This window comes from Pseudomonas sp. PWP3-1b2 (assembly GCF_049896045.1).
Classification (GTDB): domain Bacteria; phylum Pseudomonadota; class Gammaproteobacteria; order Pseudomonadales; family Pseudomonadaceae; genus Aquipseudomonas; species Aquipseudomonas antarctica_B.
The window spans coordinates 1-24,213 of record NZ_JAFCTN010000056.1 but is presented as its reverse complement, the minus strand read 5'-3'; the positions used below and the strand labels follow the sequence as shown (position 1 = coordinate 24,213).

Sequence of the window (24,213 nt, the reverse complement as noted above, 5' to 3'; positions counted from 1 at the left end):
TTCTTATAGAAGCTCGGGGCACGCCTCTCGCGAAAACTCGCCAGGGCAACGCCTCAGTTGAGACCGACTATATAGTACGACTATTTACAAGACAACACTTCCAAAGCATCGATTTTGCGCTTATGTTTACGACCATATAGAACATATAGTCATACAATAAGAGAACCGATCATGCCTGATAAAAAGCCCGCCCTACGCTCTGCCCAGTGGTTTGGCACCGCCGACAAAAACGGTTTCATGTACCGCAGCTGGATGAAGAACCAGGGCATTGCCGACCATCAGTTCCATGGCAAGCCGATCATCGGCATCTGCAATACCTGGTCGGAGCTGACCCCGTGCAACGCGCATTTCCGCCAGATTGCCGAGCACGTCAAACGCGGTGTGATCGAGGCCGGTGGCTTCCCCGTGGAATTCCCGGTGTTCTCCAATGGCGAATCCAACCTGCGCCCTACCGCCATGCTCACGCGCAACCTGGCGAGCATGGACGTGGAAGAAGCCATTCGCGGCAACCCGATTGACGGCGTGGTGCTGCTTACCGGGTGCGACAAAACCACCCCGGCGCTGCTGATGGGCGCGGCCAGTTGCGACGTGCCGGCCATCGTGGTCACCGGCGGGCCAATGCTCAATGGCAAGCACAAAGGCCAGGACATCGGCTCGGGCACGGTGGTGTGGCAGCTCAGCGAGCAGGTCAAGGCGGGCACCATCACGCTGGATGACTTCCTCGCGGCCGAAGGCGGCATGTCGCGCTCAGCCGGCACCTGCAACACCATGGGCACTGCGTCGACCATGGCCTGCATGGCCGAAGCGCTGGGCACCTCGCTGCCGCACAACGCGGCGATTCCGGCGGTGGATGCGCGGCGCTATGTGCTGGCGCACATGTCCGGCATGCGTGCGGTAGAGATGGTGCGCGAAGATTTAAAGCTGTCGAAAATTCTGACGAAAGAGGCCTTTGAAAACGCGATCCGTGTGAATGCTGCCATCGGTGGTTCGACCAACGCCGTGATTCACTTGAAAGCCATCGCCGGACGCATCGGCGTCGAACTCGACCTCGACGACTGGACCCGCATGGGCCGTGGCGTGCCGACCATCGTTGACCTGCAGCCGTCGGGGCGTTTTCTGATGGAAGAGTTCTATTACGCCGGCGGCCTGCCCGCCGTGCTGCGTCGCCTCGGCGAAGCGAATATGATTCCGCATCCCAATGCGCTGACGGTGAACGGCAAGTCCCTGGGCGAGAACACCAAGGATTCGCCGATTTACGGCCAGGACGAAGTGATCCGCACCCTCGACAACCCGATCCGCGCCGATGGCGGCATCTGTGTGCTGCGCGGCAACCTCGCCCCGCTCGGCGCGGTGCTCAAGCCTTCCGCTGCCAGCCCCGAGCTGATGCAGCACCGGGGCCGCGCGGTGGTGTTTGAAGACTTCGACATGTACAAGGCGCGCATCAACGACCCGGAACTGGAGGTGGACGCCAACTCGATTCTGGTGATGAAAAACTGCGGGCCGAAGGGTTATCCGGGCATGGCCGAAGTCGGCAACATGGGCTTGCCGGCCAAGCTGTTGGCCCAGGGAGTGACCGACATGGTGCGGATTTCCGACGCGCGCATGAGCGGCACGGCGTATGGCACGGTGGTCTTGCACGTGGCGCCGGAAGCCGCCGCTGGCGGGCCGTTGGCCACGGTGAAGGAAGGCGACTGGATCGAACTCGACTGCGCCAACGGCCGCCTGCACCTGGACATCCCCGACGCAGAGCTGGCGGCGCGCATGGCAGATTTGGCGCCGCCGCAAAAACTCATCGTCGGCGGCTACCGCCAGCTGTACATCGACCACGTGTTGCAGGCCGATCAGGGCTGCGACTTTGACTTCCTGGTGGGCTGCCGTGGGGCTGAAGTACCCCGTCATTCCCACTAAGTGGGATGCTATGATGCCGCGAACCTAGTCAGAGCCACCCGTCGTTATGGATCACCAGCCGCCCAAGCCGCGCAAGAGCATGCATGCCCAGATCGTTCAGGACTTGGGCATGCACATCGTTTCCGGCCGCTTCAAGCCCGAAGAACGCCTGCCCATGGAGGCCACGCTCTGCGAGGAGTACAAGGTCAGCCGTTCGGTATTGCGCGAAGCGACCCGGGTGCTCAGCGCCAAGGGTCTGGTGTATTCCAAGCCACGGGTGGGTGCGGTAGTGCGCCCGCGAGTGAAATGGCACTTGCTTGACCCGGACGTACTGTCGTGGCTGATGCAGTCCACGCCCCACAGCGAATTTTTCAATACGCTGGCGGGGGTGCGGCGCATCCTCGAACCGGAAATCGCCGCGATGGCCGCGACCACCGCCACCGATGAAGACATCGCCACCATCGAAACCGCCTACCTGGGCATGGAAACCGCGAAGACCCACGACGCCTTGCTGCAAGCCGACCTGGACTTCCATCGCGCCATCGCCGACGCCACCCGCAACGACCTGCTCGCCTACATGTGCAACATGCTCTCGCTGCCGCTGCGCGAGTCGATCAACATCACCAACCGCCGCCCCGATATCCAGGGCCTCAGCCTGCCCCGCCACAAGGCGATCCTCACCGCCATCCAGAACCGCGACGCCCTTGGCGCCCGGCATGCCTCGCTGGTGCAGCTGGACGACACCCGCGTGGCGCTGGACACCGTGATGAATGTGCTGACGCCGTTGTAACCCGCCCATCTGCGGCTACGCTCAGGTGACAGCCCGAGGGATCAGCCATGTGCGGACGACTGACGCAGTACCGGGGCATCCACGATTTCGTGGCCGCCTTGAGCATGCCCAATGCTCTGGTCAACACCGTGGGCGAACACCCCCTTGAGCGCTACAACGTCGCGCCTTCGACGCCGGTGGCCCTGTTACACCTCGACGACGGCCTGCTGCACGCCGACCGAGTGCGCTGGGGCTGGCGCCCGCACTGGGCCAAAGACCGCGCGCCGCCGATCAATGCGCGCGTGGAGAAAGTCGCCAACGGCCCGTTCTTCCGCGCAATCTGGCCGCACCGGGCCCTGGCGCCCATCGACAGCTGGTTTGAATGGGTGGATGAAGGCGGGCCAAAAAAACAGCCCTATCTGATCCGCCGCCGCGACGGTGCCCCGTCGTTTTGCGCCGCGATTGGCCAGTTACCCGACACCGATGAAGGCGCGGGTGAGCAGGACGGGTTTGTGATCATCACGGCTGACAGTGCCGGCGGCATGGTGGATATTCATGACCGGCGGCCGGTGGTGCTGGCCCCGGAGTTTGCGCGCGAATGGCTGGACCCGGCGACCAACCGATGCCGCGCCGAGCAAATGGTGATGTTTCAGGGTGAGCCGGCGCAGGTGTTTGAATGGTTTCGGGTGGACACGGCAGTGGGTAACCCGCGCCATGACGGGCCGCATGTGATTGAGCCTATTGACGGTTGAAGTCTACTGTCACCCTTCCAGCAGCGAAATAAGCCGCGGCTCAACGGATGCTTCCGTCACCTCGAGTACTGCCAGGGTCACTGGCAATTTGAAGCGCCGTCGTCCTGCACTGCCGGGATTGACATATAAGATTGCGCCGCGCCATTCGATAAGCGGCTTGTGTGAGTGACCCGTCACAACCACCCGCGTATTGGGCGTAAGTAAAGCGGGGACGTCCGCTATGTCGTGTACGACCAAGGTGGACCAACCCTTCATATCAACCATCAGATGGTCAGGGAGGTCCTGCGCCCATGGAACGCCCTGATCATTGTTACCGCGCACCCCATACGCCGGAGCTATTTGCGCCAGTTGCTCAATGATCCCCGCCCCGCCGATGTCACCCGCATGGATAATCTGCTCACACCCCTGCAAGGCCGCGATGGCTTCAGGTCGAAGCAGGCCGTGAGTGTCGGATATCACACCAACTTTATACATTCGCTGCTCTATTTTGACGGCGGGAGATCATCGAGAACGCGTAGCCTATAAGTTTTATAAATCTGCTGAATCTCTGGATCGTCCAGGCTTTCATAAGTAATGCCTTCTTTGTCAAGCCCATCCAGCCCCTTGATCCCACCAATCATTTCAGGCCATTCACTGCGATTGGCAATGTCTACAACAAACGGTTTCAAGTAACTATTCAGATGCCCTTTAAATGGGTCCCTGATCTCGTCGCTTAGCACCCTCAGATAGTCATCCTTGTTAGTTTTCGACCATTCAATAGCAAACTTCGCTCGATAACAAAGTTCCATAAAAACCAGTAAAAGTGTGCGACCGTTACCGTCAAGAAAAGGGTGTGCGAATGCTAGCTGTCCCATGACATCGCCAGAGCGCTCTCTAAATCGTGATGTGTCTGAAGCGAGTGCAAGCGCATAGTCTACGGACATTTTGATCGAATCCGGACGTTCGAAAGCAGTGTGACGGGGGTCTTCCTGAGTCCCTTTGAAGACTGCAAGATTAGGCGCAAGCTCTTTGCGGTCTCTACCCGCCCAGTGGTAAAAGCCTGAGAACAAGATCTCGTGCACGTTGAGTAGAGAATTGTAATCGATCGACCTTTTTTTGGCTAAATACTGAAGTGCATCTTCCAGGCTCAATTCAAATGCAAGATGCTCAGACTCCTTTACTTCAACAGGATCTTTAAGCTTTAAAGCGTTTTGAAGGTACCCCGCAGTTTCAAAATCGCCGAAGGGATCGAAACTCATGCGCTAAGTGTCTTTTTCATACGCCGCTTCTCCTGAAGATAACTGCCCTGAAGTGCGAGAGTCTCCGACTTGCTCAGGACACCCTTTCTCTTCAAATTGACGAGCAACTGCTCTACACCATCCAGTTCAACCACGTCACCCGCCAGACCGGTGATCGCCACGGCCATTCGGCTTATACCGTCGCGCTCGGCAGTAACATGATGAGCTCTAGCCATCTTGCGCACTTGATTGGCAATACTGACTTCAGCTGTATTAGTCATCTGGTAATCCCTCAATTAGCACTCGGAGCATAGCATGGGCCGGACCTTTACCTTCAACCCCACGCCATTCGCAGCACTTGGTTTATGACGCCGCCGAACCTTTCCCCCAGACCCGCGTCCGAGCTAAGGCACCGTTGCCAACTGCTCGCCGCGAGGACCTCGTTTGAAAGCCGCCATCATCAAAAAATACCGTTTGATCATCAAAACCATGGGCTATGTGGGTTGGGCCTTGTTTTGGCTGTTGCTGTGGGATGTCGCCGTGACGGTGGATTTCATGTTGTTTCTCACCACCAAAATCAATTTGCCGCTGATGCCGCTGACCTTGCTCGGTTCGGCGCTGGTGGTGCTGATCAGCTTTCGTAACAGCAGCGCCTATAACCGCTGGTGGGAAGCGCGCACGCTGTGGGGCGCGATGGTCAATAACTCGCGCAGTTTTGCCCGCCAGGTGCTCACGCTGATGGATGACCCGGACACCGAGGTCAACCCGGTCAAGTCCACCCTGCTGCGCCGCCATGTGGCCTACGTGAATTGCCTCGCCGCGCACCTCAGGGGCCAGCCTTGCCCGGACGAAGTGCGCGCGTTTATTCCTGCCGAAGAATTTGCGCGTAACGGCGCCACCAACAACTTTGCGAATGACATCCTCACTGGCTCAGCGGCCATTCTGGCCAGGGAATACAAGGCGGGGCATCTGGACAGTATTCGGCTGGCGCGCATTGAGTCCACGCTGGTGGACCTCTCCAACGCCCAGGGCGGCATGGAGCGTATTGCCAACACGCCACTGCCCTACCCCTACGTGTATTTCCCTCGGTTGTTTATCTCACTGTTCTGCCTGATCGTGCCGGTGGGGCTGGTGGAGTCCCTCGGCTGGTTCACGCCATTGGCCTCGACCGTGGTGGGCTTTATGTTGCTGGCGATCGAACGGATCGGCACCGACCTGCAAAGCCCGTTTCACTCCAGCGAACACCAGATTCAGATGGAGACCATCTGCGAAACCATCGAGAAGAACCTGCAGTCGATGCAGCGGGATGCCCTGGCGTGATTTCAGGCGTTTTCTGCACAGAGCCCATTGAGTTCGGTGCTCAGGAGCAGCAAGCCGCGTTCGGCCACGTCGTAGACAACGGCGTGGCGGATCAGCGGGTGGTCCTCGCAATAGGCCTGCAGGTTAAAGCCAGCGCCCGCACCAAGGCTGGCATTGACCACCACCAGGTCGAAGACGCGGCCACCGTGCTCCAGCAAGGTCAGCAACTCGTCCAGGCTTGAGACCGGTGCAATGGCATAATAGCCTTGATAATTGAAGTCGCGCTCCCAGCGCAAACGCTGGATGTGCTGGGGGTCGGCGATCATGATGCGCAAGGCTTTATTGATCATCACAGGCTCCCCGCAAAGGCTGCGCGCGGCCGCAACCAGTGCAGCAGGTCGGTGCCGCTCATGGGCCGGGCCAGCAGGTAACCCTGGCCCTGAGTGCAGCCCAATTCCACCAGTTCACGCTGTTGTTCGGCGGTCTCAATGCCTTCGATCACCACCGACATGCCCAGGGTTTCTCCCAGCGCCAGGATGCTGCTGATTACCGCCTGGCAACGCGGCTCCAGTGTGAGGTTGCGCACGAACTCCGCGTCCAGCTTGATTTCATTAAACGGCAACTGACACAGGCGCTGCATTGAGGAGAAGCCTGCACCGAAATCATCAATGGATAAGCGGCAGCCCAGCATGCGCAGGCGTACCAGGTTTTCCAGGCTATTGTGGGTCGCTTCGAGCAGGCCGCTTTCGGTAATTTCAAAGGTCACGTCCCTGCCCGCCACACTCTGGCGAACCAGCAATTGCTTGATGTTGGCGGTCAGCGCCGGGTTCACCAACTGCCCGGCGTGCAGGTTGAACGCCATGTTCAGCGCACTGCCCTGGCGCTTCGCCTGTTCGTGCACGGCCAACGCCTGGCCCATCTTCTGGTACAACCACGTGTCGAGCAGGCCGCAGCGTTCCAGCGTCGGCATAAACACCGCGGGCGACACGATGCCCCTGGAGGGATGGACCCAGCGCGCCAGCACCTCAACCCCGCACACGGCGCCGGTCAACAGGTTCAGTTTCGGTTGGTAATACGCCTGCAGTTGCCCCTCGGCCAGCGCCTCACGCACCTCGGCTGCCGTCGCAAGCTGGGCGGCAGCCTCGGGCGGCGACACGGCCGGCGGGTGATTCACCTGCTTTTTCAGCAACCCTGCCAGGCCGTGCGTGTGCAAGGGTTTCTCGATATCACCGAGAAATTCCAGGCCCACCAGCGACACAATCTGGCGCACTGCCCGGCGTAAATCCGCCGACAGCGAGCTGCTGATGATAATGGACCTGACTTGCCCGCTCGCGCCTACCCGCTGAATGAACTCGATGCCGTCCATGCCCTCCATCTGCAAATCGCACAGCGCAATATCGACCGGGCCAACGGTGTCGAGCAAGGCCAGCGCCTGCGCGCCGTCAGCCGCCTCATAAACCGCTGCGCAGCCCAAATGCTCGAGCATTTTGACGGCGACCGAACGCTGGAAAGCGTGGTCTTCAAGCACCAGAACACGAAGCGCAAGGTTGGGCATGGGTCAGGACTCGTCTGTAAAGAAGTCCCGCATTGTTTCGCGATTGAACGGTTAAAAATTTAGGAAACGTCTCAATCTTTGTAGGAGATTTCCCAAGGTCAGGGAGGCAGTCACTCCAGACACGCCGACAACTGCGCCAGGCCGCTGGGGTCGATGTCTGGAAGAAGCGATCGTGATGACGCAGCCCTTGCACCACCCCAAGGTGCGGGATGGCGAAAACGAAGAACACGTAGCGCTATAACGTTTAGCGTGTACATCGACAGCCAAACGCTCTAAGAAACTGTTACTTATAACAGGTGACGCGCCACGGTTTTAGAGCAAGTATTCAATGATTGCCGCATCACATTTCGCTGTGCACACGTATCCCACGCAAGTGGCACTCTCTAAAGGTCTCAACGTCTACATGGCAAAACCACCGTCAGTCATTTTGATCACGGGATGTTCCAGTGGAATTGGCTTTGCCTTGGCAGAGGCATTCCATGCACTGGGACATGTCGTATATGCGACGGCCCGACAAGTGGATGCCAACAACAGCCTGGCGCAAAACGGTCTACGAGTTCTCGAACTTGATGTGACCGACCCACACAGTATTGCCACTGCGGTTGAAGCCGTCAGAAATGGAAGTGGACGACTGGATATGTTGATTAACAACGCCGGTTACGGCCAAGGCGGTGCAGTGATGGACCTTACCGCCGACGTTTTACGACAACAATTCGAGACCAACGTTATTGCTCCCGTGCAACTTGCACGCGCTTTTTTGCCACTCATGCTGTCGCAACATCAAGGTCGAATCGTAAACATTGGTAGTGTTTCGGGTGTCGTGACAACACCCTTTGCTGGGGCCTATTGCGCGAGCAAGGCAGCGTTACATGCACTGTCCGAGGCGATGCGAATGGAATTAACGCCTTTTGGAATTGACGTCATCACGGTTCAACCTGGCAAGGTGATCTCCAACGTTCGAGAACGGGCGAGAGAGAGGGTGAGTTTGCCGGCTGATTCACTGTATAAGCCATATATCCAGCACATGGAAAATCGAGCACGTTTTTCAGAACAGGGCGCGATGCCTGCCAATGCGTTTGCCCGACAGATAATAGCCGCCCTATTGGCTGATGTAGCCCCGTTCGTTATTCGAGCGGGGCCCTTAAGTGTTCGGATGCCACTGCTACAGTGCTGGTTACCGAGGCGAGTGTTCGATAAAAGGCTTCGCACTTTATTTGGGCTTAAGGCTGACACTTCATTCACAACCGACCCCACACCGTAACGTGAGTGCGCCATGGAAATTATAGGAATCAAAGGGATACTTCCATCCGAGAAGGTATCGAACCAGCAGATTCTCGAAATAGTTGAGGATCGTTCGAAAAAAGAGTTCAAGGGCGACCTGCCACGCACGTTGACGATAATTGAAAAACTCCTCAACAATAATGGAACGGAATTCAGGCACTGGTTGACTGAAGACGAATCACCGATGACGCTAATCAAAACGGCATTCGCAGCCGCATTAAAACAATCAAACATCGACAAACAGGATATTGACTTACTGATCTATTCCAGCATCAATCGCGGTTTTATAGAGCCGGCCAACAGTAACTTTATTGCCAAGGCACTAGGATTGACGTGTCGAAATTACGATATCGTCGACGCGTGCATGGGGTGGGTGACAAGCATGGATCTGATCAACGACAAAATGAAAGCGGGCACGATTCGCTACGCGGTCATCATCAACATGGAATTGGGTGCTCGGACAGAGGGAGGACCTTTCGCCAGAAACTTCACTCTGCGCTCTGCTGCCGAACTCAACCACAAAGTCGCAACGTTCACCTTGGGGGAGGCCTTCACAGCAACATTGCTCAGCTGTCACTCACCGGACAACTTCAAGTTCAGATTCAACAGCCGACCCGACTTAAGCTATTTATGCAGGATAAACCTGCCCGGCTGGCGTTTTTTCTGCGATGAGCCGGACGTCGCCCATATTGAAAGCGCCGAAGAAAGTTACCTGTTCACCTCTTATGGGGAAAGGATGCATAAGGAAGGCATTAAAGAAACGACAAGAATGCTCAGTACGTTTTTCTCGGACTCAAATAACGTCGATTGCATTTTTACCCATACCTCCTCTCCCAAAACCAATGAACTTATCTTGCGGCCATTCGGCGTCGCGGAAAAGAACCATAGGGTCGGACACAAGACAGGCAACATCGCCACGGCCTCTCTTCCCTATGGAATTGCCGATGCGATTGAACAAGGCGTAGTGAGCAGAGGGCAGGACTGTTTAGGCTGCACTGGAAGTGCCGGCATGGTGTTTTCGACGATGGCGTTCAGCCTTTGACTGAAGGGCACACATTGGTATTGGATCGCTGGTGGCATTTCGTCATGGTTTTTAAAGGGCCAGCAAGCCGCGTCCCTTTTAATTGCAGGACGTTTCCTAGACAATCCCTGCCGCCTTGCGCCTGCTGGAACCGGTGGCTAGTCTGCGACCCTTCACTGCCAATCAGTGATCGGGTTTAGTCGCCCGGATTCAGGAGCAGGCGCATCGTCCCATGAAGCTTTATGGTGGCTGTGCGCAGGGCGCCCCAGGGCGCGCCGGTGCTCCTGACCGGTCGACTAACCTGCGTACAGCCGCCACCCTACGTTTAGTCGCGAAGCGTGTCGGCTCCATGGTCATTCAGGAGCTACACCATGAATAAGATTGTCCCCGATCCCCCGCTGAATTCAGCCAAAGACCGCGCCGCGTTCAACCGCGCCATCGACCATTACCTGCCCACCGACAGTATTCAAGTCGAAGACCTGAGTTTCGAAGATGCCCTGCTTTACACCGCAAGTTTGCTCAACAGCGCATCGGCGACGGCGCTGGATTGCGGGGAACAGCTGGCGAGCCCAGAGCGGGCAAAGATTTTGGCGGTGTGGCACTTGCTTGAGATTGCAAAGACCACGGTCGATCGCACCATTGAATGCATGAAGCCCTCCACAGCGCCCGCCTGAACACAGGCTCAGATAGTTCCCACGCCGGCGTGGGAACACTGGAAAAGCTGTGTGCACACGATCAAAACAGGGGAGCTGGCTTTTTGTGGCGAGGGAGCTTGCTCCCGCTGGAGTGCGAAGCGCTCCCAGGTGTTTGGAACCGCTACCCAGCACAGCCGAGCACGCTCCCTCGCCACGGGAGCTGCGCTCGACGTTTTAATCTCTGGGCAGTGGCTTTTTATCAGACGGTCATTGGCTCAGCACCACATCGCGCATTGGCGGAATGTAGCCGTAGTCATACGCCTCCTGCACAAATGAGCGATCCCCCTTCAACACGATCCTGACGGTGGGTGCTTCAGTGCCGCCGATACGGTAGTCATCGCCCTGGGTGGGCACGCTGTCGATAAACGAGGTGACCAGGCCGTTGGGCATTACGCAGTGAGAATAGGTTTGGAACGGCTGCGAGGGCGGGTTACCCAGTACCAGACCGGACGCATTCATCGGCGTGTAAGGGCCAAACAGATGATCGCTGACAAATCCATAAACGCCATCCGGCCCTGTCACGCCATCAGCGTAGGTGAACTTATGGCTGATGGTAAACAAGTAGTACTTGTTGTCCTGGAATACATAGTGTGGCCGTTCAGTCTGGTCATTAACCCCAACTGCTGTGACCAACGGCGGCAGAATCTCCCACTCGTCACCGTGCAAATCCTTCGCCACTGCGATGCCGATACAGCCCACTTGATAACGCGCACCGCCGACATCTTCATGGCCAGGTGGCACCAGGCCTAGTTCATCCGGGCCCACGGTGTGGGTACCGCGTTCGCCGGCCACATTGCCTTCAAACACCATATATAACTTGCCATCCACGGGATCGATAAACGGGCTGGGATCGCGGAAGTTCCACGTGGCATTTTGCGCTTCGGTTTGGTAGTAAGTGCCATCAGCGTTAAATAACGTTTTAACGTCAGTAAAACCCCGTAGTTCCACGCCTGTGTCTGACGTGACCACTTGGCCACGGACTTTAACAACAGTGGCACCCGGCGTCACACAGGTGTAATACAAGTCGATATCGCCGTTGTTATTCAGCAGGATCGGCGTACCCGCCCACTCCCGCGTGGTGGGCGACACGCCCTCGGCCATGACACGGCCGCCAAATATCCAGTCCTTGCCAGTGCGTGAGTACCAATAGCAGATGCGCGCGTGACCATGACGGTCTTCCCAATCACGCTTAATGTCGTAATGGCCATCCGCATTGATGAACTGCGGGTCATGGGGGCGGCGGTCGGCGGTCAGGGTGAAAATAACCGACCAGCCATTAACTGACACTACAGTGCCATCAAGTTCGCGTAAGGGCATGGTGTCCCAAATAAACACGGAGTCACTCATGACGGGAAAGTCGGAACGGACTAACGGTTGCGTGGTAGTCGGGTCATTTTCATTAACTTTTAGCGCATCAGCCCGTGTCCAGCGAGTGGGTGTGTGATTCGCATGTTTCATGTTGATGTCCTTTTACTGACGCTCAGGTGACAAGCAGAGAGCTTATAGCATTGACCAAGCCGGCCAATAATGGCGACTTGAAAGAGCGAGCCGCTGTTGACTCTGGGAAGTGCGAAACAAGGTTTAACATGGAAGGTAACTTACTGCAACATGAAGAATTATTTATATCAATATTGCCATCACTGTATTTATATCCTTGATATAAATTCAATATCATTCACAACTAACCCAATAATAAAAAGCTAGCTATTCAATTATCCGACGCTGAACAGTCGCTGAAGGAATCTCAATTAATGGTTTAAACGGTTGTTAAATAGTCGACGATATTCAGGTCTTACCACTACACGCCCCTGGAGAAACCTGTGCAGCGTACGAAGCGATTACACCGACGACTTCCAATTCCCGCCATGGTGCAAACGGTAGCGCTATGCGTTTCACTGGTGATGCCACTTTTCGCCGTGGCTGCGGACCAACCGGATGGCTTCGCCAGGCACGTTACCGGCGGAGGCACGCTCGCTGCCGTACACCCCGCTACGCTGGACGAGCTGAAACAGTCGCTGTGCGCCCGCTATGATGCGGCAGGCAATTGCACCGATGACACGCCACGGGTGATCGCCCTGGAACATGTGTATGACTTTCGCGGCAGCGTGGTGCAGAACGGCAGTGCGCAGACCCACGAAATGGGCTGCATGGCGAATGCTTGCCCCAAGGGTGGCGGGCAATGGGCACGCAATGGCGCCAACAACTTTTGCCAGTCCAAGCCTCCCGTGCAGGTGACCTATGACAATGCCGGCCTGCAACGTTTAAAGGTCGGGTCGAACAAAACCCTGATTGGGGTCGGCAGCAAGGCCGGCATTCAAGGCATGGGCTTGTTTATCGGGGGCGGCGCGCACAATGTCATCGTGCGCAACCTAACCCTGTCCGACATTAACCCTCGCGTGGTGTGGGGCGGCGATGCGCTGACCCTCGACGGTGCGGATGGGGTCTGGATTGACCACAACACCTTCGCCCGGATCGGCCGGCAGATGCTGGTGACCGGCTGGGGCACCGCCTCTCACGTCACTGTCTCCAACAACGAGTTCGATGGGCGCACGCCCTACTCGGCAACGTGCGACGCGCACCATTACTGGGTATGGCTGTTCCTTGGCCATCACGACACCCTTACGCTGGCGCGAAACTACATCCATGACACCTCTGGCCGCGCACCCCATGCTGGTGGCATGGGCGATGCGGAGGTACGCGCGCAGGTGGTCAACAATGTGTTCAGCAACCTGAGCTATCAGGGCGCGATCATGTCGCGCACCGCCACTTCGCACCTGCTGGTGGAAGGCAATGCGTTCGAGCATGTGACCCATCCGCTGTTCAACGATACCCAGCAACCCGGCACGGCGTTTGCGCTGTTTGACCCGGTGTCGACATCGGCCAACGCGATCTGCCAACGGGTGATTGGCAGGCCGTGCGTGGCCAACCAGCAGCAGCTCAGTGGCGATGATTATCGACCGCAGGACACTGCGGCGCTTGAAGCCTTCAAGGCCTACCGTGAGTTCCTCGTCACGCCGCTGCCCGCAGACATCGCCCTGGCCCAGGTGCCTCGCGACGCCGGTGCGGGCAAGCTGACTCAACCCCATTGAAGGACTGCCCCGCATGCAACGTTTTCTACTGATGCTGTGCTGCGTTTGCCTCGCCAGCACGGCCCTTGACGCCCGTGCCCACGCCGAGGGGTTTGGCGTTACTCAGACCGGCACCCAGGTGATGGTCGATACCGGCGCCGACCTGGTATTCAGCGTGGACAGCCGCAACGGTGACCTGGTGTCGCTGCGGTATCGCGGCAACGAGTTGCAAACCCGCGAGCCGAAAAAATCACAGGTTGCTTCCGGTCTCGGCGCTGCGCACGTCGACGTCAAGACGATTGGCGATGTGATCGTGGTCAGTGCCCAAGCCGGGGATCTGACCCATTACTACCTGGCACACAAAGGCCGCAACGCCCTGTACATGGCGACTTACGCGCCGACCTTGCCAGCGGTCGGCGAGCTGCGGTTCGTGACGCGACTTGATGTTAATAAACTGCCCAAGGCCGCCCATGGCACCGACTCGAATGTGGGCCAGGCCATTGAAGGCAAAGATGTGTTTTTGCTGGCGGATGGACGCACCAGTTCCAAGTTCTATTCCGCCCGCCCGATGATTGATGACCCGCTCCACGGCGTCAGTGGGCCGGGCGTCGCGGTGTACATGCTGATGGGCAATCGTGAACTCAGTGCGGGCGGGCCATTTTTCAAAGACATCGCCACGCAAAAAACCGCAACCACCCACGAGCTCTACAACTACATGTTTTCCAATCACACTCAGACCGAAGCCTACCGCGGAGGCCTGCATGGCGTGTACGGCTTGCTGTTTACCGACGGTGGGCCACCGAATGCCACGTTGAGCGACCTGGGGTTTGTGAATGACTCACTGGGGCTCAAAGGTTTTCTGAACAGTGCCGGCCGAGGGTCAGTGGCCGCTCATGTGTCCGGCGTCGCTGCCGGTTTACCCGCCGTGGTGGGCTTGAGCAATGCCACTGCGCAGTATTGGGCGCGTGCAGATGCCAGGGGCGACGCGCAGTTGACGGGGCTGCGTCCCGGCCACTACCGCACGACGCTCTACCAGAACGAACTGGAAGTGGCCCAGGGTTCGGTTGACGTCAAGGCGGGCGGCCTGGCCCGCGCCATGTTGACCGCGTTGCCGCCAACGGGCCATGTGACGTGGCAGATCGGCGTGCCTGACGGCACCCCGAGCGGTTTTTTGAACGCCAGTCGATTGGCCTCGGCGCACCCGTCCGACACTCGAATGGCGGCGTGGGGGCCTGCCACTTACACGGTGGGCACCAGCGCGGTTGGTGACTTTCCCGCAGTGCAGTGGCGCGACATCAACACCCCTACGCGCATCGACTTCATGCTCGGCGCGAAGGAAATCCACGACTACCGGTTACGCCTGTATGTGTCGCTTGCGCAAGCCGGCGGCCGCCCACGGGTGAGCCTGAATCAACGCTGGGAAGCCCCCGTGCCTGCGGCCTCCAACCAACCTGAAAGCCGGGGGATTACCCGCGGTACGTACCGGGGCAATAACACGGTGTTTGAGCTGGCGGTTCCCGGCACAGCGCTGCAGGTGGGGCGCAATACGCTGGAGATTGGTGTTGCCTCCGGCAAATCAGGAACGGGGTTCCTGAGCCCTGGCTTTGTGTATGACAGCGTGCAGTGGGTATCGCCCTGATGAAAACGCCCTGTGACTAGCGGGCTTGCTGTGGCGAGCGGGCTTGCCCCGCGTTGGGCTGCGCAGCAGCCCCAAAACCAGCCGCCACGGCGTGTCTGGAAGACCGCATTTTACTTTATTGGGGCTGCTGCGCAGCCCAACGCGGGGCAAGCCCGCTCGCCACAACTACAACTAAAGCCACAGCCACAGCCACAGCCACAGCCACAATCACGGGGAGTTTCGAAAGCCCCTGGAATTCAGGCTTATCGCAGGCAAGCCACACTGGATTGCCTGCAGCCTTGCGTTATTTGGACACGGGCATCGCGAATTCAGCGCCCTGCTCGATACTCTCCGACCAGCGCTGCATGATCGACTTCTGCTTGGTGTAGAAACGTACACCCTCAGTGCCGTACGCATGCATGTCGCCAAACAAACTCTTCTTCCAGCCGCCAAAACCATGCCAGGCCATCGGCACCGGAATCGGTACGTTGATGCCGACCATGCCCACTTCGATGCGTCGCGCGAATTCGCGGGCAATGTTGCCGTCGCGGGTGAAGCAACTGACGCCGTTGCCAAACTCGTGATCGTTGACCAGCTTCACGGCCTCGCCGAAATCGTTCACCCGGACGCACGCCAGCACCGGGCCGAATATTTCTTCGCGGTAGATGCTCATCTCTTTGGTCACGTGGTCAAACAGGGTCGCGCCGAGCCAGAAGCCGTTTTCCAGGCCCGCTTCGGTGGGCACATAGTCACGCCCGTCGAGCAGCAAGTGCGCGCCGGCTTGCACGCCTTGTTCGATGTAGCCGCTGATACGTTCAAGGGCTGCGCGCGACACGATCGGGCCCATTTCGGCCTTCAAGTCGCGGCCATCGGTGATGCGCAACAGCTTGGCGCGCTCGGTCAAGGCGGCGATGACGTTGTCACCCACATCGCCCACCAACACAGCCACCGAGATGGCCATGCAGCGCTCGCCGGCACTGCCGTAAGCGGCGCCCATCAGCGCATCAACGGTTTTTTCAATGTCGGCGTCGGGCATCACCACCATGTGGTTTTTCGCGCCGCCCAGGCCTTGCACGCGCTTGCCGTGGCGGGCGCCGGTTTCGTAGATGTATTGCGCAATCGGCGTCGAACCGACAAAGCTCAGGGCCTTGACGTCCGGGTGTTCGATCAGCGCGTCCACCGCTTCCTTGTCGCCTTGCACCACGCTGAACACGCCTTTTGGCAAGCCGGCTTCACGCAGCAACTCGGCCATGAACAAGGAGGCACTTGGATCGGTCGGGCTTGGCTTGAGGATGAAGGTGTTGCCTGCCGCGATGGCAATCGGGTACATCCACATCGGTACCATCACCGGGAAGTTAAACGGCGTGACCCCGGCGACTACGCCCAGGGGTTGACGCATTGTCCAGTTGTCCATGCCACGGGACACCTGGTCGGAGTGTTCACCCTTGAGCAGGTTGGGAATACCGCAGGCGAATTCGAGGATGTCGATACCGCGATCCACTTCGCCCTGGGCGTCGGTGAAGACCTTGCCGTGTTCGGCGACGATGATGCGCGCCAGGTCGTCCTTGCGTTCACGCAGCAGGTGCAGGTATTCGAACAGCACGCGGGCGCGGCGGATGGGCGGCGTGTCGGCCCAACTGGTGAACGCGGCCTGGGCGGCGGCGACGGCTTCGGACACGGTCTGGCGGCTGGCCAGCGCGACGCGCGCGGTGATCTCACCAGTGGCCGGGTTGTAGACGTCCTGATAGCGATCATCGCGGCTCACGCGCTGATCGTTGATGTAATGCTCGATTGTTGTGGTCATGGCAGATGGTCTCAGGTCAGTAGCGTTGGAACACACGATAGGCTTTCGATTTGTTCCAAACCAGAGCAGAATCCAGAACTTATTGTCCTCACAGGCGAACAATAGAAGCATGGAAAAGGCAGAGATCGAAGGGCTGTGGACCCACATTCACTGGCTGTCGGTGCTGGAGGAACACGGCACCTACACCGCCGCTGCGGCGCGCCTGGGCGTGAGCAAATCCGCCGTCAGCCAGCGCATCTCGGACCTGGAAAAAGCCACCGGCACCCGGCTGGTCACGCGCACCACGCGCAGCGTGCGGCTGACCGATGCCGGGCAATCCCTGACGCGCGAAGTGCGCAGCGCCTACGCCCAGATTGCTCGCAGTTTTTCGTCGGTGCGCGACTCGGCCGGGGAGATTCGCGGCCTGGTGCGCCTCACAGCGCCAGTGGCATTTGCCCGACAGCAACTGGTGCCACACCTGTCGGAATTTTTGCAGCAATACCCGCAGGTGCGAATTCAGCTGGATGTGTCGGATACCTTGAGTTCACTGGCGGCCGAGGGTTATGACCTGGCGGTACGGCACGGTTTTCAGGTGCCCGAAACCCATGTGGCGTGGAAGCTGTGCGACACCGCCTCGGTGCTGGTGGCAACCCGGGACTACCTGAAGCGCCACGGCGAACCGCGTGAGCCCGGCGATCTCACCGCTCACAATTGCCTGTTCTACCCTCGCGGTACCGACCAGCCCGCCTGGACGTTCGAGCGCGGCAGCAAAACAGTCGAACGCCTCACCGTGCCCATCGCCGGCAGCTTCGCCACCAACAACAGCGAAGCACTGCGCGACTCGGCGCTCAACCACCTGGGCATCGCCCTGCTCCCGGACTTCAGCGCCCACGCCGCACTGGCAAGCGGCAAGCTGGTTCAGGTGCTGGAGGACTGGACACTCAAGGGCGTGTTTGCCGATGAGATTTACTTGATTCGGCCTTACTCGCCGCATGTGCCCAAGTCGGTGAGTGCGTTGGTTGGCTATCTGAAGGAGAAGCTGTCGGGCGGTTTTCGGTTTACTCGATAGTTATCAGGCATTGACCGAACAGCAGGCGATAGAACCCGTGGCGAGCGGGCTTGCCACAGGGACAGTGTTCGCCGTTAACGGGCTGGCATCAACCAGATATGGCCGGGTTCCAAAGACATTGAAAGGGCTGCTGGTTAGAGCCTTTGCTGAGCTGGGCTGTGATGGTGACGACAAGGCGCCCTTCATAGGACATGTAAACAACGTTACGCGAAATGGAAAAGGGACGGGCACAGTAGGTGACTATCCAACCTTGCTGCAAAAAACATATTCGCTACATGCATTTCACGCGGTTTTCACAGTTGGGCGCCTAGTCTTGACTCAGCTCCTAAGTGAACACCTTTTAAGCCCGCGCCCCCATCGTGGGCTTTTCTTTGTCCGGGATTTGGCGATGCGTTCGCCTGCGGCAAACTCGCTGACAAGGCTATTCGGCACGAGCCATTGGCGTCGGGCGTGACGTGTGACACGTGTTTATTTGTAGGCTGTAGGCGTGACGTCAAGGTCTTGGCTGTCTGGAATGCGGCGCCTCATGGTCTCCCCCACTTTTAGATTTATCTCACGCTCAACCAATGGTCCGCCGGTGGTAACGGCAATGATATGGGGACCTGCCTTCAGGCCAAACCGCACAACCTCCCCGCTCCAGATCGTGGCAACCCGCTTGCCATCAATCAAAAAATCAATGCCGTGAGCACGCCCGAACCAGTCTTTACCTTGGGATAGACCTTTGTCCCGGGTCACTACAAGTGACGCTTCATCCATGCCGACGTAAGCATATTGACGGTCCGCAGAAATGGCTTTCGCCTCCTGAGCACCCACTGGCATCGGCGCACAACCAACCAACGCCTGCGTAAACAGAGCCGCGCTGATGAACCCGCCTACTGCTTTCGATATTTTGTTCAGCATGGTGTGCTGGTCCTCACGCTCATAGCGATGTAGGTGAAAGGTCATAGCGTGCACCGGATATGGAAATCCGCCGCCTCACCGTCTGCCCAGGCGCTATGTCAATCTCCGACTCAATCAGCGACCCGCCGTCACTGATCGCCAGGATATGTGTACCGGGTTTCAAACCAAACCGTCCGACTTCACCTTGGCCAAATTCTGCTGCCAGGGTTCCATCTATATAAAATTTAACCTTCAGGCCCACTTGGTACATTCCGCTGTCACGCGTTACCACCAACTCGGAACCACTTTTTTGCGTAAAGGCATACAGTCGGCCTGAAGGCACCGGATCGGCCTTATCAGCCGAGATTGGAGAGGTGGAGCAACCCACCAGCATCGCTGTCACTGTCGCAGCTATCAAAAAACGCATGCAGGCTCCTCAACAGTTGAATCACTAAAAACCACAAAACTTGAACATCTGAGGCGACCGCGCTGTGGCCACGCTTCGCGGCGGGAGCATTCAGTAGGCGGTCGAGCTGAACGAAATGCGACTGCCATTTCCTGAAGGTGGGCGTACCAGTGTGGAAAGCCCGGATGCGACATAATTGTTGATACCTCAAGAGTTAACCCGGCAGAAGCCGGGTTTTTTTACCTAAAAGTCATCAGTTATCGGGGTGCTCGCTTGCCACTGAATCTGCAGCGTCCACGTCCGACATATCCTCCTCCAGGCCTGACTCGTCTTCCGGTGGCGGCGCAGCCGTATTTTCGTCACGTGTCGCATCGTGACCTGTTTCGTTATCGGTGCCGCGCGTCACGGCCTGCTGTGAAATGTTGCCCGGCGCGTTCTCATTGATGTCCATGTTGGCTCTCCACTTTTAAGCTCGGGATATCCGCGCTTAAGGTTGAGAGAAGTCACAGCATTCAGAGTGCCAAGCTTTAGACGAATGGGGGTGAGGAAAATAGCCGATTACCTGGGCTGGGCTTCCGATCCCACCCTACGCAGCGCCCGCAGCGGGCCTGCTCATACTCGCCGCACTGTTCGGCAGCGGCGAACGCGAGCTGCTTAACCGGTTGATACACCTGAAGCGAGCCTTTCGCCAGTTACGGAAGCCTTTTTTAAAGCATCCTTAACTGGCAAAAGACGCACGCTCACGCGCAATCGTTATTTGGCTTGGCGAAGCACAAGCTCCGACAGACGAGTCTTGACCCGGAAGCAGAACTCACGAATTTGAAATTGATAAGCGGGCATGACCATGTAGTTTAAATCAGGGCCTAACGAGTCTTTGATTTCCATGTACTTGGCAGTCTTGGCAGCAATGGTTTGGTATTCCGCCTCGTACTTGTTGTAAGACACTTTGTTGTAAACCTTCAAGACATCCAGCTCTTTACGGCATTGCTCGGCGCGATTCTGGTTCAAGTTCGTTTCTGATTCTGACTGAGCGTTGTCTGCAGCGACAGGGGCTGCGGAATCAGCACTGGCGTGGGCAGGTGCAGCCTCATAGCGCACAGTCCAGTTTTCTGGTGTTGAATGTGCGGCTTCAGGGGGGGCTTCCTGGACGACGGCAGGAGGTGGAGCCACGTTAGGTTTTTCTGGCGTTTTCGTAGCGCATCCCGACAGGGCCAGTCCTACCACTACAACGATGCCACACATTTTATCCATCGGTTCCACCAAGAGGTCATTACGGTTGGCTGAGTCGTTAGGTTCTGGGTAAAAAGTAATAAATCACTCAATGATCGAGTGTAAATTTTCTACCAGCCTCAAGGTGCTCAGTCGCTCTTCCTTGAGTACGCAGATGAGCAATAGTAGTAAAAAAACAAAAAGATGACGAGTAAAAGCTCGCCAGAAAATCCACATGACCCGCAGGCTTGCATCCAGCAGGTGGCACATGCCCCATTGGACCGAGGGATCAGTTGCTATGGATGTTGTCCCGTACCTGCTCTTGGCAGCTATGGTGGTAGTGATCTTCTGCGCTCGCAAACACCCGCGGCAAAAGCTGGATGCAGAGTTCCGCGCAGCGCAGGGTTCGGTTCTTGTGTGACGATCAAGAACGTTCGGGCTTTGCCGCAAAGCACCCATCAACCTCATTCTGGCAATCAACCGTAAGAGCAGTCAGAAAAGGAGCTATCTCCACATGCCCCATCAGCTTAAGCAGAACTGTGGCTGACTCACGAATAGACTGCCAATCTTGATGATCGAATATCAGCCGGTCGCGACAACGAACAGCATCTTCAGACAGGCCATTGCATAGTTTCCAGAGATTTTCGAGGCCGCGTCTTAATTCGCTTGGCATAGCGTTACCAATGGCGACCGAAGTTTCCACCGCCATCCGAATCCGCCTGTCGCCCCTCTTTCGTTTGGCAGGCCTTCAGCATTTTTAGCTACTTGGATCGCACAACTATAGTGGATGCAAGCATGTCTCCTAAGCGTTTGCGTGAACCGAAGAAGATAAATATCCAGTCAAGAATGCTTAGGATGGGCGTGGTGACATTTCGCATAAAGGATTGAAATAGATTGCAGCTAAGGTAGCTGCGCTCGTCGATGACTGACATCCCCAGCAGTTTTTTACCTATGCTCTGACCGTTTGGCATTGCATCTGAAAACAGGTAATACGCCGCGGCAGATCCAAATGCCAGGATCGCGACCGCGTCTGGAGCTACACCGACAAACTCCGCTGCTCTTCCTACGACAAACAACAAAAAGAGGGTGATTAAAGAGTCAATCCATTGCCCTCCCAGCCGTCGCCCCAATCCGGCAAGGTTGGCTGGCTTTCGGTACTCAATTTGAGTGTTACTCACTTCCATGCGTTAACGCTCCAAGGGTGTTTGATTTAAATATTTACAGACAACAAGCCAAGCGCGGGCGCGGGATTTGAACATGTATGACTTACTTAAAGCAGCCCGTTCGGCGCATTTGCAGGCTGTAGATCCAAATAGCAAACAGTAGGACTGCTTGCTGGGTTGCCGGCAGCACGAACCAGAAAACCTTCACATACATATCGGACGTTATCAGGAAAATCTCCGGCAGCATCAGCGGGATCAGCGCCAGCCCGAAAACTAAAGAGCCCAGTAGAAACCACGACGATTTCGCACTACGGCGACACAGCAACACGCCACTGACTGCCAACAGAATGCAGGCCAGTGCAGCGGGTGGCATCATGATTACCGGAACATCACCCGTTCTGGCCAAATTCCAGCCATCACCGACGAGCCAGTAACCAATTTTAATTGTGAGAAAAAAGCAATAGACCGCCGATAAGACGTCCACCACCTGGCTTGAGTGGTTTCGTACCTGAGATATACTTTTGTCCATAAATACCAGATCCAGCGATAGGCCGGCCAATCCAGCCAACCACTGCAGTCTACCGAACGTGGGTTCTTCGCGCGCGCCCACCAATCATCGGCCCATTGAAACGCTTCAAACTCAATTCCCGATTCGCGGAACTCTTCGCGCGCGACCGTCTCCAGCTTCTCGGCGTAATCATCAGTAGGGTCGTGCCGCGAGTGCAGCGAGAGTCAAAGGCGATCTCACAGCCTTTGTAGGCAATGGTCGTCATACGCTCGGCTCTCTCTCGAAAGTGCTCCATAACTTGTAGGTTGCGCTTTTTACCCGTATTGATATGGCTCCAAGACTCACGGAGCACAGATATGAAGTTCAAAGTGAAGGCTTATTACAACCATCAGACGCATCGGGCCCTTGCCATCCCGGAAGACAAGACAATTGACGACATGTCTGAAGAGACTCTCATCTGGATCGGCCCAGAAGTGACTGAGGACACGCGCGAGCTCGACACGTCCGAGAGGCTATTTGAATTCGATCCGCAAACTGTCTGGGATGACTTCCAGGTCAAAGGCTTCTCTACCTACGAGATCAAGGCAACGATAAATGTGATCGATAAGTAGCTGATGATCCGCGCCACGATTTGGCACATTCGAAAACGTGGCGCTGATTAAGGCGTCTGCCGGTCAACCGCTTCGTTGACCTTCTCGGCAGCCTTGCTGGTCGTGTGCGCTGCCTGGTCTGACGTGTTCGATATCCCTTGCACCTTCACTGCTGCGTCCTGTGGCTTCTCGGTCAGGGCAGTCAGCCACAGGTTTCGTGACATTCGACCAAAAGCGGCTTCTGAAATCGTCGATATTGGCGATGCACGCTTTGCTGCTGGGACACAGCAAGCAGGAAAATACCAAGCGGGTTTACAGGAGGGTTGGAGCCACCGCTAAGCCGTCAACAGGGTTAGTTATGGAACACCTAGTGAATCGTGGAGATTCTCGGGCGAACGCCAGAAACACAAAAGCCCCGCATAAGCGGGGCTTTCGTTTGAATCTTGGCGGGAAACCAGGGATTCGAACCCTGGAGACGCTATTAACGTCCGCCGGTTTTCAAGACCGGTGCATTCAACCACTCTGCCAATTTCCCTTTTGCATCACAGGATTATAGTAGCCCATCCTGTCTCAGCGGGCGCCATAATACCCGAATGAAACACACTGTCAAACTCTCGGCATGGCTTGTTACAGAGCGTCTGTTATGATCTTTGCGACTGAACGTTTCAAAACTGAAGGAGTGTCGCCATGCGCGAACAGAATTACGCAGTGAATGGTAACGCGCAGGCTGAGCAGCTTCAAGTCAGCCGCGTGTTGCGCAACACATACGGCTTGCTCGCCCTTACCCTCGCATTCAGCGGCGTAATGGCGTTCATGGCTCAGCAGATGCACGTCCGCTACCCGAATATCTTTGTCGTGCTGATTGGCTTTTACGGTCTGTTTTTCCTGACCAACAAGCTGCGTGACTCGGCTTGGGGCCTGGTGTCGGCGTTTGCCTTGACCGGTTTCATGGGTTTTATCCTCGGCCCAATCCTCAACCGTTACCTCGGCATGGCTGGCGGCGCTGAAGTGGTCAGCTCGGCCTTTGCCATGACGGCACTGGTGTTTGGTGGTTTGTCGGCCTACGTGCTGATCACCCGCAAGGACATGAGCTTCCTTGGTGGCTTCATCACCGCAGGTTTCTTCGTGTTGCTGGGTGCAGTGGTTGCCAGCATGTTCTTCCAGATCAGCGGTTTGCAGTTGGCGATCAGCGCCGGTTTCGTGCTGTTCTCCTCCGTGTGCATCCTGTTCCAGACCAGCGCCATCATTCATGGCGGCGAGCGTAACTACATCATGGCGACCATCAGCCTGTATGTATCGATCTACAACCTGTTCATCAGCCTGTTGCAGATCTTCGGCATCATGAGCCGTGATGACTGATTGTTAGCGTGTCTAGTCCTGAAATAGGTTTACACCTATTTCACCCTAACGCCCGATGCACCGCATCGGGCGTTTTGTATTTTAG

General features: G+C 57.1%; 26 protein-coding genes, 1 tRNA gene and 1 pseudogene. 13 read left to right on the top strand and 15 right to left on the bottom strand.

All coding sequences use genetic code 11. The features are described from left to right. Positions 1-171: 171 nt before the first annotated feature. The 3 genes from ACP7A2_RS24940 to ACP7A2_RS24930 are packed head-to-tail and all read left to right on the top strand — an operon-like array spanning position 172 to position 3,408. Complete coding sequence (locus ACP7A2_RS24940) at positions 172-1,908, top strand: IlvD/Edd family dehydratase (protein ID WP_426136454.1); 1,737 nt, start codon at positions 172-174, stop codon at positions 1,906-1,908. 46 nt (positions 1,909-1,954) lie between these two features. Continuing rightward, a complete protein-coding gene (locus tag ACP7A2_RS24935; protein WP_426136452.1) occupies positions 1,955-2,677 on the top strand; it encodes a FadR/GntR family transcriptional regulator in 723 nt (240 codons plus the stop codon). A gap of 47 nt (positions 2,678-2,724) precedes the next feature. Beyond that, complete coding sequence (locus ACP7A2_RS24930) at positions 2,725-3,408, top strand: SOS response-associated peptidase (RefSeq protein ID WP_426136450.1); 684 nt, start codon at positions 2,725-2,727, stop codon at positions 3,406-3,408. Between the two features lie 9 nt (positions 3,409-3,417). Here ACP7A2_RS24930 and ACP7A2_RS24925 read toward each other — a convergent pair whose 3' ends face one another. The 3 genes from ACP7A2_RS24925 to ACP7A2_RS24915 are packed head-to-tail and all read right to left on the bottom strand — an operon-like array spanning position 3,418 to position 4,906. Further along, on the bottom strand, positions 3,418-3,882 hold the full coding sequence (locus tag ACP7A2_RS24925; RefSeq protein ID WP_426136449.1) for a metallophosphoesterase family protein: 465 nt from the start codon (positions 3,880-3,882) through the stop codon (positions 3,418-3,420). 8 nt (positions 3,883-3,890) lie between these two features. Then, positions 3,891-4,646, bottom strand: a complete 756-nt coding sequence (locus tag ACP7A2_RS24920) for a Fic family protein (protein WP_426136448.1) — start codon at positions 4,644-4,646, stop codon at positions 3,891-3,893. Further along, a complete protein-coding gene (locus ACP7A2_RS24915) occupies positions 4,643-4,906 on the bottom strand; it encodes a hypothetical protein (RefSeq protein WP_426136447.1) in 264 nt (87 codons plus the stop codon). Before ACP7A2_RS24915 ends, ACP7A2_RS24920 begins: the two co-directional genes overlap by 4 nt. Before the next feature lie 163 nt (positions 4,907-5,069). Between ACP7A2_RS24915 and ACP7A2_RS24910 the strand changes: the two genes are divergently transcribed. After that, the gene (locus ACP7A2_RS24910) at positions 5,070-5,945 is read left to right on the top strand and encodes a bestrophin family protein (RefSeq protein WP_426136446.1); all 876 of its coding nucleotides are present in this window, start codon (positions 5,070-5,072) and stop codon (positions 5,943-5,945) included. 2 nt (positions 5,946-5,947) lie between these two features. On the opposite strand, the gene ACP7A2_RS24905 is transcribed toward ACP7A2_RS24910, so the two are convergent. Next, positions 5,948-6,274, bottom strand: a complete 327-nt coding sequence (locus ACP7A2_RS24905; protein WP_426136445.1) for a hypothetical protein — start codon at positions 6,272-6,274, stop codon at positions 5,948-5,950. Further along, entirely contained in the window at positions 6,274-7,479 is a 1,206-nt protein-coding gene (locus ACP7A2_RS24900) for an EAL domain-containing response regulator (protein ID WP_426136444.1), read from the bottom strand. The genes ACP7A2_RS24905 and ACP7A2_RS24900 overlap by 1 nt, the downstream gene beginning before the upstream one ends. Before the next feature lie 328 nt (positions 7,480-7,807). On the opposite strand from ACP7A2_RS24900, the gene ACP7A2_RS24895 reads away from it, so the two are divergent. The 3 genes from ACP7A2_RS24895 to ACP7A2_RS24885 all read left to right on the top strand — a co-directional run bounded on the left by ACP7A2_RS24895 (position 7,808) and on the right by ACP7A2_RS24885 (position 10,455). Beyond that, a complete protein-coding gene (locus tag ACP7A2_RS24895) occupies positions 7,808-8,740 on the top strand; it encodes an SDR family NAD(P)-dependent oxidoreductase (protein ID WP_426136443.1) in 933 nt (310 codons plus the stop codon). Positions 8,741-8,752: 12 nt separating this feature from the next. Next, positions 8,753-9,802: a 3-oxoacyl-[acyl-carrier-protein] synthase III C-terminal domain-containing protein gene (locus ACP7A2_RS24890; protein ID WP_426136442.1), complete on the top strand. Its 1,050-nt coding sequence runs from the start codon at positions 8,753-8,755 to the stop codon at positions 9,800-9,802. A 350-nt stretch (positions 9,803-10,152) separates the two neighbouring features. After that, positions 10,153-10,455 carry a DUF6124 family protein gene (locus ACP7A2_RS24885; RefSeq protein WP_426136441.1) on the top strand — a complete coding sequence of 101 codons (303 nt, stop codon included), beginning with the start codon at positions 10,153-10,155 and terminating at the stop codon, positions 10,453-10,455. 228 nt (positions 10,456-10,683) lie between these two features. Here the strand turns inward: ACP7A2_RS24885 and ACP7A2_RS24880 are convergent, their stop codons facing one another. Beyond that, positions 10,684-11,934, bottom strand: coding sequence for a glycoside hydrolase family 68 protein (locus ACP7A2_RS24880; protein WP_426136440.1), 1,251 nt, complete (start codon positions 11,932-11,934; stop codon positions 10,684-10,686). A 443-nt stretch (positions 11,935-12,377) separates the two neighbouring features. On the opposite strand from ACP7A2_RS24880, the gene ACP7A2_RS24875 reads away from it, so the two are divergent. Next, complete coding sequence (locus ACP7A2_RS24875; RefSeq protein WP_426136461.1) at positions 12,378-13,565, top strand: pectate lyase; 1,188 nt, start codon at positions 12,378-12,380, stop codon at positions 13,563-13,565. A gap of 13 nt (positions 13,566-13,578) precedes the next feature. Next, positions 13,579-15,183 (top strand): rhamnogalacturonan lyase B N-terminal domain-containing protein, encoded by a 1,605-nt coding sequence (locus ACP7A2_RS24870; protein ID WP_426136439.1) that lies wholly within the window; start codon positions 13,579-13,581, stop codon positions 15,181-15,183. Positions 15,184-15,466: 283 nt separating this feature from the next. Here the strand turns inward: ACP7A2_RS24870 and ACP7A2_RS24865 are convergent, their stop codons facing one another. Beyond that, positions 15,467-16,966, bottom strand: a complete 1,500-nt coding sequence (locus ACP7A2_RS24865; protein ID WP_426136438.1) for a CoA-acylating methylmalonate-semialdehyde dehydrogenase — start codon at positions 16,964-16,966, stop codon at positions 15,467-15,469. Positions 16,967-17,075: 109 nt separating this feature from the next. Here ACP7A2_RS24865 and ACP7A2_RS24860 point away from each other — a divergent pair, with 109 nt between their 5' ends. Next, on the top strand, positions 17,076-18,014 hold the full coding sequence (locus ACP7A2_RS24860) for a LysR family transcriptional regulator (protein WP_426136436.1): 939 nt from the start codon (positions 17,076-17,078) through the stop codon (positions 18,012-18,014). Between the two features lie 468 nt (positions 18,015-18,482). Here the strand turns inward: ACP7A2_RS24860 and ACP7A2_RS24855 are convergent, their stop codons facing one another. From ACP7A2_RS24855 to ACP7A2_RS24825, 7 genes are all read right to left on the bottom strand, one after another. Continuing rightward, positions 18,483-18,914, bottom strand: coding sequence for a hypothetical protein (locus tag ACP7A2_RS24855; protein ID WP_426136434.1), 432 nt, complete (start codon positions 18,912-18,914; stop codon positions 18,483-18,485). A 19-nt stretch (positions 18,915-18,933) separates the two neighbouring features. After that, entirely contained in the window at positions 18,934-19,320 is a 387-nt protein-coding gene (locus ACP7A2_RS24850) for a hypothetical protein (RefSeq protein WP_426136433.1), read from the bottom strand. Positions 19,321-19,552: 232 nt separating this feature from the next. Further along, on the bottom strand, positions 19,553-19,750 hold the full coding sequence (locus ACP7A2_RS24845) for a hypothetical protein (protein WP_426136432.1): 198 nt from the start codon (positions 19,748-19,750) through the stop codon (positions 19,553-19,555). A 302-nt stretch (positions 19,751-20,052) separates the two neighbouring features. After that, entirely contained in the window at positions 20,053-20,550 is a 498-nt protein-coding gene (locus ACP7A2_RS24840; protein WP_426136431.1) for a hypothetical protein, read from the bottom strand. A gap of 382 nt (positions 20,551-20,932) precedes the next feature. Beyond that, a complete protein-coding gene (locus ACP7A2_RS24835) occupies positions 20,933-21,217 on the bottom strand; it encodes a hypothetical protein (protein ID WP_426136429.1) in 285 nt (94 codons plus the stop codon). Positions 21,218-21,269: 52 nt separating this feature from the next. After that, positions 21,270-21,692 (bottom strand): RDD family protein, encoded by a 423-nt coding sequence (locus ACP7A2_RS24830; protein WP_426136428.1) that lies wholly within the window; start codon positions 21,690-21,692, stop codon positions 21,270-21,272. Positions 21,693-21,774: 82 nt separating this feature from the next. Further along, positions 21,775-22,200: a hypothetical protein gene (locus ACP7A2_RS24825; protein ID WP_426136427.1), complete on the bottom strand. Its 426-nt coding sequence runs from the start codon at positions 22,198-22,200 to the stop codon at positions 21,775-21,777. A gap of 335 nt (positions 22,201-22,535) precedes the next feature. Here ACP7A2_RS24825 and ACP7A2_RS24820 point away from each other — a divergent pair, with 335 nt between their 5' ends. Continuing rightward, positions 22,536-22,790, top strand: coding sequence for a hypothetical protein (locus ACP7A2_RS24820; protein WP_426136426.1), 255 nt, complete (start codon positions 22,536-22,538; stop codon positions 22,788-22,790). 189 nt (positions 22,791-22,979) lie between these two features. Beyond that, positions 22,980-23,115 (top strand): annotated as a pseudogene (locus tag ACP7A2_RS24815) (integrase); the annotation flags it as partial. A gap of 98 nt (positions 23,116-23,213) precedes the next feature. Here ACP7A2_RS24815 and ACP7A2_RS24810 read toward each other — a convergent pair. Beyond that, positions 23,214-23,304: transfer RNA gene (locus ACP7A2_RS24810), tRNA-Ser, on the bottom strand. A 152-nt stretch (positions 23,305-23,456) separates the two neighbouring features. Between ACP7A2_RS24810 and ACP7A2_RS24805 the strand changes: the two genes are divergently transcribed. Then, the gene (locus ACP7A2_RS24805) at positions 23,457-24,128 is read left to right on the top strand and encodes a Bax inhibitor-1/YccA family protein (protein ID WP_426136425.1); all 672 of its coding nucleotides are present in this window, start codon (positions 23,457-23,459) and stop codon (positions 24,126-24,128) included. Positions 24,129-24,213 lie beyond the last annotated feature (85 nt).